We start from the raw sequence: 8194 nt of genomic DNA on the forward strand, positions 1-8194 counted from the left end.
AGCAGGCCGAGTTCGCGCCGCCGCACGAAGCGGCGCAGGACCTGCGGCACCCGCGCGTCGAACAGCGAGGCTTCTAGGCGAGAGCCGCCGCGGGCAAGGCTGATTGGCGACGGACTGGGTGTTCCGCCGCTGGCCTCACGCCCAGATCGCGGGCGAGCGGTCGGGGCAGGCGCGCGGGAAGGGTCGGAGGGACGCTCCTCCGAGGCCTCGGCACGCTGCGCCATCGCCTCCTCCGCATAAGGGCCACTTCGGGCCGTGCTTGACTGATTATCACAAATCTCTTCTTGTCATGACAAATCCGGTCGATCACCGGGCTCATGGGAGGAAGGCATGGCTCAGGGACCGACGCGCCGCCACGCCCTACTGGGCGGAACGGCCGCCCTCGTCACCGCGGCAGCCGGCGCGCACCCGGCGGCCGCGCAGGCGCCCGACCTAGCCCCCTACGCGGCGGCCAGGATCGACTGGAAGCAGGCGGCGGGCGAGGCGATCACCGTGGCGGTGATCCCGGCGAGCTACTTCGACAACCTGATCACCCTCGCGCCGCAATTCGAGGCGCTGACCGGTGTGACGCTGCGCTTCGAGAAGATCCCGCCAGCGCAGATCAGGCAGAAATGCGTCATCGATCTGACCTCCAAGACCGGAACCTACGCGACCCACGCCGCCGACCCGATGTACTACGCGCTCTACGGCGCGAACAAATGGGTGGCGCCGCTCAACGCCTATTTGAACGATTCTTCTTTGACCGATCCGGCGTGGTTCGCGCTCGATGACGTGATCCCGGCGTGGCGGGCGGCCAACACGGTGGACGGCCGCCTCCTCGGCATGCCTTACGACGGCGAGGTGACCCTGCAGGTGCTGCGCAAGGACCTGTACGAGGCCAAGGGGCTCACGCCGGCCGAGACCCTGGAGGACTTCGTCCGCAACGCCGCCGCGCTCCACGACGCGGGCAACCGGGTCTGGGGCACGGCCCTGCGCGGCGTCGCGGGGGCAGGCCAGAACGTCTACATCTACTCGTCGCTGTTTCGGGAATTCGGCGGACAGTGGTTCCGCAACGGCAAGATCACGGTGAACGGCCCGGAGGCCGAGGCAGCGCTGGGCTGGTACGTCGACGTGATGCGCAAGTACGCGCCTGCCGCCGCGCAAGGCTGGAACTGGCCGGACATCGCGGACGCCTTCTCGCAGGGCACACTGGCGAGCTACGTCGACGCGCATTCCTCGGCCAGCGTCGTCAACAACCCCGAGAAGTCGAAGGTGATCGGCAAGGTGGCGTTCGCCCGCTGGCCGAAGGGGCCGAGCGGCCGGCGCGTCACCTCGATCTGGAACTGGGGCTTCCCGATCAACGCGGCCCTGCCGGAGAAGCGGCGCAAGGCGACGTGGCTGTTCATCCAGTGGGCGGCGAGCGCGGAGACGCAGGCGCGGACCTCGCACCGCTTCGCGGGCCCCGCCAAGCGCTCGGGCGTGAATCGCACCTCCCTGTGGAAGGATCCTGACTACGTCGGCCTGATGAGCCGGTTCGGCGACAACTTCGTGGAGGCGACGCTGGCCTCGCTGGAGAACGACACCGACGTCGATTGGCGCCCGCGGGTGCCGCAATGGCCGGCGGTCGGCGACGTGCTCGCCACCGCGATCCAGTCGGCGCTCTCGGGTCAGGCGGGCGTCAAGGCGGCCCTCGACGAGGCGCAGCGGCGTATCGAGCCGATGATGCGGGGCTGATGAGCGGGTCGGCCACAATCCCCGACAGGCCCGCGGCGGGCGGGATCGTCCCCCGGGGCGCGGCTGATCCGGGGCGCATGGTGGAGCGGCGCGAGCGCCGCTTCGCGACCCTGCTCCTCGCCCCCGCCTTCGTGGCGCTCGGCGCGACGACGACCTTCCCGCTCCTCTACCTCGTCTGGACCAGCGCCTTCCGGATGGACCTCGCGATGCCGTTCCTCGACGGTTTCGCGGGGCTCGACAATTACCGCGACCTCCTCGCGGACGGCCGCTTCTGGTCGTCGCTCGCGGTGAGCGGGATCTATACGGCCTCGACGGTCGTCCTCCAGGTGGCGCTGGGCCTCGCGCTGGCGCTCCTCGTCATGGATATGCGGCGGGGCCAGGCGCTGTTCCGCATCGTAGCGATCCTGCCGGTCGTGCTCTCGCCCGCAGTGGTGGGCATGGTCTGGCGCAGCTTCATGCTGGCGCCCGAGTTCGGCGTGGTCGACTACCTGGCGATCACGGCGGGGCTCGGTAGCCGCAACTGGCTCGGCGACCCGACTCTCGCCCTCGTCTCGGTGGTCGTCATCCACACGTGGCAGTGGACGCCCTTCGCCTTCATGGTGCTGCTCGCGAGCCTCGCCGCCCTTCCCGAGGATATCTACGAGGCGGCGCGGATCGACCGGGCGGGGGCGTGGAAGCGCTTCACCCGGCTCACGCTGCCGCTATTGCGACCCGCGATCGTGATGGTCGTCATCATGCGCACCATGGTGGCGCTCACCGCCTTCGCGGCGATCTTCACGGTGACGGGAGGCGGACCGGGCACCGCAACCGAGATCCTCAACCTCTACGCCTACCGGAAGTCCTTCACGGAACTCTCGGTCGGCTACGGTTCGGCGCTGGCGGTGGCGCTCCTCCTCCTCACCCTCGCGGTCTCGGGCCTTCTGTTCGCCCTGCGGAGGGCGCGATGAGCCGGCGCTGGCGTGTCCTGGCGCTCGCGGGCGCCTCCCTGGCCTTCCTCGCCGCCTGGGTTTTTCCGATCCTCTGGAGCGTGCTGAACTCGCTCAAGACCGAGCAGGACATCCTGGCCTATCCGCCCAAGCTCGTCTTCGCGCCGACCCTCGACGCCTACCGGGACGTGCTGTTCGGCCCGGCCTCGATCCTGCCGAACCTCGTCTCGAGCCTCGTCATCGCGGCCGGCACGACGGTCCTGACGATGGTGATGGCGATCCCCGCCGCCTACGCGCTCGCGCGCCTCAAGCTCCCCGGCAAGCGGTTCGCGGGCTTCGCCGTGCTCGCCGCGCAGATGCTGCCGCCGGTCGGCATCATCATCCCGTACTTCCTGATCCTGCGGAACATCGGCTGGCTCGACTCCTACCAGGGCATCATCCTGATCTACCTGTCGTTCTCGCTGCCCTTCGCGGTCTGGCTGCTCGTCTCCTACTTCGAGGACATCCCCTTCGAGATGGAGGAGGCGGCCTACATCGACGGGGCGACGCGCCTGCGCACCCTGTGGCGGATCATCATCCCGCAGGTGCGCGGCGGCATCGCGGTCACGGTGGTGTTCGTGTTCCTGAACGCCTGGAACGAGTTCCTGTTCGCGGTGGTCCTCAGCGGCAACACGGTGCGGCCGGTCACGATCGCGATCTTCAACTTCGTGTCCGTCGAGCAGACCTTGTGGGCGAAGCTCGCGGCCGCCTCCGTCCTCGCCATGCTGCCGGTGATCGTGCTCGGCCTCGTGGCGCAGAAGCACATCGTGAAGGGCCTCACGGTCGGCGCCGTGAAGGGCGGAGGGCGGCGATGACCCGCGGCGAGGTGCATCTCGACGGCATCCTCAAGCGGCACGGCGCCACCACGGTGCTGAAGGGCATCGACGTGCGCATCGCGCCCGGCGAGTTCTTCGCCCTGCTCGGCCCCTCGGGCTCGGGCAAGAGCACGACGCTGCGCATCCTGGCCGGGCTCGACAGCCCGAGCGCCGGGCGGGTCGTGGTGGACGGCGAGGACGTCACGGCCCTCGACGCCCGCGACCGCGACGTCGCGATGGTGTTCCAGAGCTACGCGCTCTATCCGCACATGAGCGTGCAGCAGAACATCGCCTTCCCGCTGGAGATGGCCGGGACCCCCAAGGCCGAGATCAGCCCGGCGGTGCGGGAGGCCGCCCGCAAGGTGCGCATCGACCACCTCCTCGACCGCCGGCCCGGCCAACTCTCGGGCGGGCAGCAGCAGCGGGTCGCGCTGGCCCGCGCCATCGTGCGCAAGGCCCGGCTCTTCCTCCTCGACGAGCCCCTGTCGAACCTCGACGCCAAGCTGCGCCTGGAGACGCGGTTCGAACTGAAGAAGCTGCAGCGCTCGCTCGGCGTCACCACGGTCTACGTCACCCACGACCAAGAGGAGGCGATGACCCTGGCCGACCGCATGGCGGTGTTCATGGACGGCCTCGTGCAGCAGGTCGGCGCCCCCGCCGAGGTCTTCGCCCGGCCGAACAGCGTCGAGGTCGCGGCCTTCATCGGCAGCCCGCCGATGAACCTCGTGCCGACACGCTACCGCGACGGCGCCGTCACCCTCAACGGCCGCCAGTTGCCGGCCGAGGGCGGGCCCGCGGGCGAGCGCGACGTCATCGCCGGCATCCGCCCGGGCGCGGTGCGCCTCGAACCCGGCGGCATTCCGGCCCGGGTCGAACTGGTGGAGAACCTCGGCGACACGGTTCTGCTCGACCTCGATTGCGGCGGCACGCCGATGCGGGCGCGCGTCAGCGACGGCCCGATCCCGGCCGAGGGCGAGACGGTGGCGATCACCGCGCGGCCGCGGGACATCCACCTGTTCGACGCGGCGACGCGTCAGCGGCTGTGACCCGCCGCGTGGACAAGGCCGAACCCGCCCATCCGCGCCCCGTTCGTGGCCGAGAGCCCCTGCACATCCAAGTGCGGGAGGAGATCCGCCGACGGGTGGAGCGAGGCGAACTCGTCGATGCCTCCGGGCGGCTGATGACGGAGAGCGAACTCGTCCACCATTTCGGGGTCAGCCGGATCACCATCCGGACCGCGATCCGGCCCCTCGTGGAGGCCGGCATGTTCGCCCGCTCCCCGGGCCGGGGCACCTACCTGCGCAGCAACCGGCCCGAGCACTGGGTGGGGCGGCTGATGGGCTTCTCGGAGACGGTGCGCGAGGCGGGCTACACGCCGGGCGCCCGAGTGCTGCACCAGGGCATGACCAACCGGCACGACGCGGGCGTGCGCGAGCGGATGGGCCTGCGCGCCACCTGGGAGCTGAAGCGCCTGCGGCTCGCCGACGATGCTCCGATCGCCATCGAGCACGCCTTCTACCCCCCGGAGATCGGCCTCGACCTCGAGTCGCGCGACCTCACCGAGATCCTGATGTACCGGGTCTTCGAGCAGGAACTCGGCTTGAGCATCCGGGACGCCGAGCAGTCGATCGGCGCGACGCTCGCGGGCAAGACCGATGCAGCACTCCTCGACACCACCCCCGGCAGCGCGCTGATCGCCATGGAGCGCCTGACCCGCGACGCGGACGGGCGGCCGATCGAGTTCCTGCGCTCCCTCTACCGGCCCGAATTCTACCGCTTCTCCATCCACCTGACCCGGCGCGCGCCCTGACGCCGCCCCGACGAGCCCACGAGGACAGCGCATGAGCGAGCCCCGCAAAGCCCCGAACGTCGTCATCATCCTCAACGACGACATGGGCTTCTCGGACATCGGCTGCTTCGGCGGCGAGATCGAGACCCCGAACCTCGACCGGCTGGCGGCGCAGGGCCTGCGCTACGCGCAGTTCTACAACACCGCCCGCTGCAGCCCCTCGCGCGCCTCGCTGCTCACCGGTCTGCACCCGCACCAGACCGGCATCGGCATCCTCACTTACCCGACCGGGCCGGAGGGCTATGCCGGCAACCTCAACGATCGCTGCGTCACCATCGCGGAGGTGCTGCGGGAGGCCGGCTATCGCACCTATCTCAGCGGCAAGTGGCACGTCGCCGCGAACCTCACCCAACCCACGGACGCGTGGCCGCTGCAGCGTGGCTTCGACCGGTTCTACGGCACCATCATCGGGGCGGGCAGCTTCTACCACCCCAACACCCTCACCCGCGGCAACGACAACATCGAGCACGAGGCCGTCCGAGACCCGGACTTCTTCTACACCGATGCGATCTCGGACCAGGCCGCGGCCTTCATCCGCGAGCACGCCTGCGACCACGGCGACACACCCTTCTTCCACTACGTCGCCTATACGGCGCCGCACTGGCCGCTCCACGCGCACGAGGAGGACATTGCCAAGTACAAGGGCCGCTTCGACGCGGGCTGGGACCAGTTGCGCCTGGAGCGGCTGGAGCGGCTCGTGGCGGCCGGCCTCATCCATCCGTCGTGGAAGCTCACCGACCGCGACCCGACGCAGCCGCCGTGGTCGCAGGCCGAGCGCCGCGACTGGCTGCTGCGCTGCATGGAGGTCTATGCGGCGCAGATCGACCGCATGGACCAGGGCATCGGCCGCATCCTCCGGGCGCTGGAGGAGACGGGCGAGATCGACAACACCCTTCTCCTGTTCCTGTCCGACAACGGCGGCTGCGCCGAGGACATCCCGGTCGACGTCGACCCGCGCGTCCTCGTCGAGGAACTGATGATCGCCCAGGACCGCACGCGGGCGGGCGCGCCGGTGCGCTTCGGCAACGACCCGGACATCGTGCCGGGCGCGGAGGATACCTACCAGAGCTACGGCACCGCCTGGGCCAACCTCTCGAATACGCCGTTCCGGCTCTACAAGCACTGGGTCCACGAGGGCGGGATCGCGACGCCCCTCATCGTGCACTGGCCGGCCGGCATCCGTTCGCCGGGGGCGCTGCGCCAGAATCCGGGTCAGCTCCCCGACATCATGGCGACGATCCTCGACGTGACGGGCGCGGCCTACCCTGACTCCTATCGCGGCCAGGCGGTGCTGCCCTGCGAGGGCGAGAGCCTCGTCCCCTCCTTCGAGCGCGACGGGGTGGAGCGCGGCCCGCTGTTCTGGGAGCACGAGGGCAATGCCGCGGTGCGCGTCGGTCCGTGGAAGCTCGTGCGCAAGTATCCGGGCGAGTGGGAACTCTACGACATGGACGCGGACCGCACCGAGATGAACGACCTCGCGGCCGTGCATCCGGAGCGGGTGCGCGAGATGAGCGCTCTCTACGAGGCCTGGGCGGAGCGCTGCGGCGTGATCCCGCGCGACAAGATCCTGAAGCTGATGCGGGAGCAGGGTGCGACCGCGTTCTGGGAGGAGGACGAGGAGGACGAGGAGGGCGGGGCGTGAGCCGGCCGTGACGGAGGGGCGCTGCTGCGTTCCGGTGCGGGCGGCGGGCGGTGAGGCGCCCGCCCGGGTGGGACCGTCCCGGCACCCGGTGCCGTTCCGCTGGTGCGCGATCCCCGCGGGAAGGTTCCGGATGGGGGCGGCGGAGGGCGAGGGCTTCCCCGGCGACCACGAAGGGCCGGTGCGGGAGGCGGAGCTTCCCTCCTTCGCGGTCTCGGCCTACGCGGTCACGAACGCGCAATTCGCCGACTTCGTGCGCGAGACCGGTTATCGGACGGATGCCGAGCGGCACAACTGGTCCTACGTGTTCGTGGGAGCGGTGCCCGAACGGCTGCTCGGGGGGATCGCGCGTGCCCCCGCCGGGACGCCCTGGTGGCTGCCGGTGCCTCGGGCCTACTGGGCGCAGCCGGAGGGGCCGGGCAGCAGCGTGCTCGACCGGACGCGTCATCCCGTCGTGCACGTCTCATGGAACGACGCGGTGGCCTTCTGCGCCTGGGCGGGCACGCGCCTGCCCACCGAGGCCGAATGGGAGCGCGCCGCGCGGGGGGGCCTGGAGGGCGCGCTCTACCCCTGGGGCGACGACCTGACCCCGGACGGGCAGCACCGCTGCAATATCTGGCAGGGTAGTTTCCCGACGCGGAACACCGCCGAGGACGGCTATGCCGGGACCGCCCCGGTCGACGCCTTCCCGCCGAACGGTTTCGGCCTTCACAACGTGTCGGGCAACGTCTGGGAGTGGTGCAGCCCCCTCCCCTCGCCCGGCGATCCGGCGCCACCACCGGCGGACGCGGCGACCCGCCCGTTGCGGGGAGGCTCCTTCCTGTGCCACGCCTCCTACTGCAACCGCTACCGACTCGCCGCCCGCACCGTGAACACGCCGGACACCTCGGCCGCCAATATCGGCTTCCGGGTCGCGGGTCCGGTCTGAGGATCAGGCGCTCCTGACGCCTGAGGCTGTCAGTGAGCCCGATAGGCGGCAGGGTCAGATCAGGAGACGCGATGGCAGCGGCGCAGCTCCACGCTCCGGACGTGGAGCGCTGCTGAACGCCCACGGCGCTTCGCTGCCGTCCCCACAAGGCAGGATCCGAATGGGCCGTTGGCCCCCTCCCCCGCTTTCCTCTGACGCCATGCTCTACCAGCAAGTCCTCCGCCCCACGGTTGCTTGAGACACCCCGTTAGCGGACGGTCTCCGCGGCAGGGGTGAGGACGATGA

The 8194-nt window shown here is 70.4% G+C and carries 8 protein-coding genes; 7 read left to right on the top strand and 1 reads right to left on the bottom strand.

Going from position 1 to position 8194, the window contains the following annotated elements; translation table 11 throughout:
- Window positions 1-224: hypothetical protein (locus tag ACKUB9_RS33620; protein WP_407530954.1), on the bottom strand; the 224-nt coding region annotated here is incomplete at its 3' end.
- Between the two features lie 106 nt (window positions 225-330).
- Here ACKUB9_RS33620 and ACKUB9_RS33625 point away from each other — a divergent pair.
- From ACKUB9_RS33625 to ACKUB9_RS33655, 7 genes are all read left to right on the top strand, one after another.
- Window positions 331-1713, top strand: coding sequence for an ABC transporter substrate-binding protein (locus ACKUB9_RS33625; RefSeq protein ID WP_407530956.1), 1383 nt, complete (start codon window positions 331-333; stop codon window positions 1711-1713).
- Entirely contained in the window at window positions 1713-2660 is a 948-nt protein-coding gene (locus ACKUB9_RS33630; RefSeq protein ID WP_407530958.1) for a carbohydrate ABC transporter permease, read from the top strand. Before ACKUB9_RS33625 ends, ACKUB9_RS33630 begins: the two co-directional genes overlap by 1 nt.
- Window positions 2657-3493, top strand: a complete 837-nt coding sequence (locus ACKUB9_RS33635) for a carbohydrate ABC transporter permease (protein WP_407530960.1) — start codon at window positions 2657-2659, stop codon at window positions 3491-3493. The genes ACKUB9_RS33630 and ACKUB9_RS33635 overlap by 4 nt, the downstream gene beginning before the upstream one ends.
- On the top strand, window positions 3490-4539 hold the full coding sequence (locus ACKUB9_RS33640; protein WP_407530962.1) for an ABC transporter ATP-binding protein: 1050 nt from the start codon (window positions 3490-3492) through the stop codon (window positions 4537-4539). The genes ACKUB9_RS33635 and ACKUB9_RS33640 overlap by 4 nt, the downstream gene beginning before the upstream one ends.
- 71 nt (window positions 4540-4610) lie before the next feature.
- Window positions 4611-5303 (top strand): GntR family transcriptional regulator, encoded by a 693-nt coding sequence (locus ACKUB9_RS33645; RefSeq protein ID WP_407530968.1) that lies wholly within the window; start codon window positions 4611-4613, stop codon window positions 5301-5303.
- A 31-nt stretch (window positions 5304-5334) separates the two neighbouring features.
- On the top strand, window positions 5335-6984 hold the full coding sequence (locus tag ACKUB9_RS33650; protein ID WP_407530964.1) for an arylsulfatase: 1650 nt from the start codon (window positions 5335-5337) through the stop codon (window positions 6982-6984).
- A 7-nt stretch (window positions 6985-6991) separates the two neighbouring features.
- The gene (locus tag ACKUB9_RS33655; RefSeq protein ID WP_407530966.1) at window positions 6992-7909 is read left to right on the top strand and encodes a formylglycine-generating enzyme family protein; all 918 of its coding nucleotides are present in this window, start codon (window positions 6992-6994) and stop codon (window positions 7907-7909) included.
- Window positions 7910-8194 lie beyond the last annotated feature (285 nt).

The organism is Methylobacterium oryzisoli, from assembly GCF_046557895.1.
GTDB classification, from domain to species: Bacteria; Pseudomonadota; Alphaproteobacteria; order Rhizobiales; family Beijerinckiaceae; genus Methylobacterium; species Methylobacterium oryzisoli.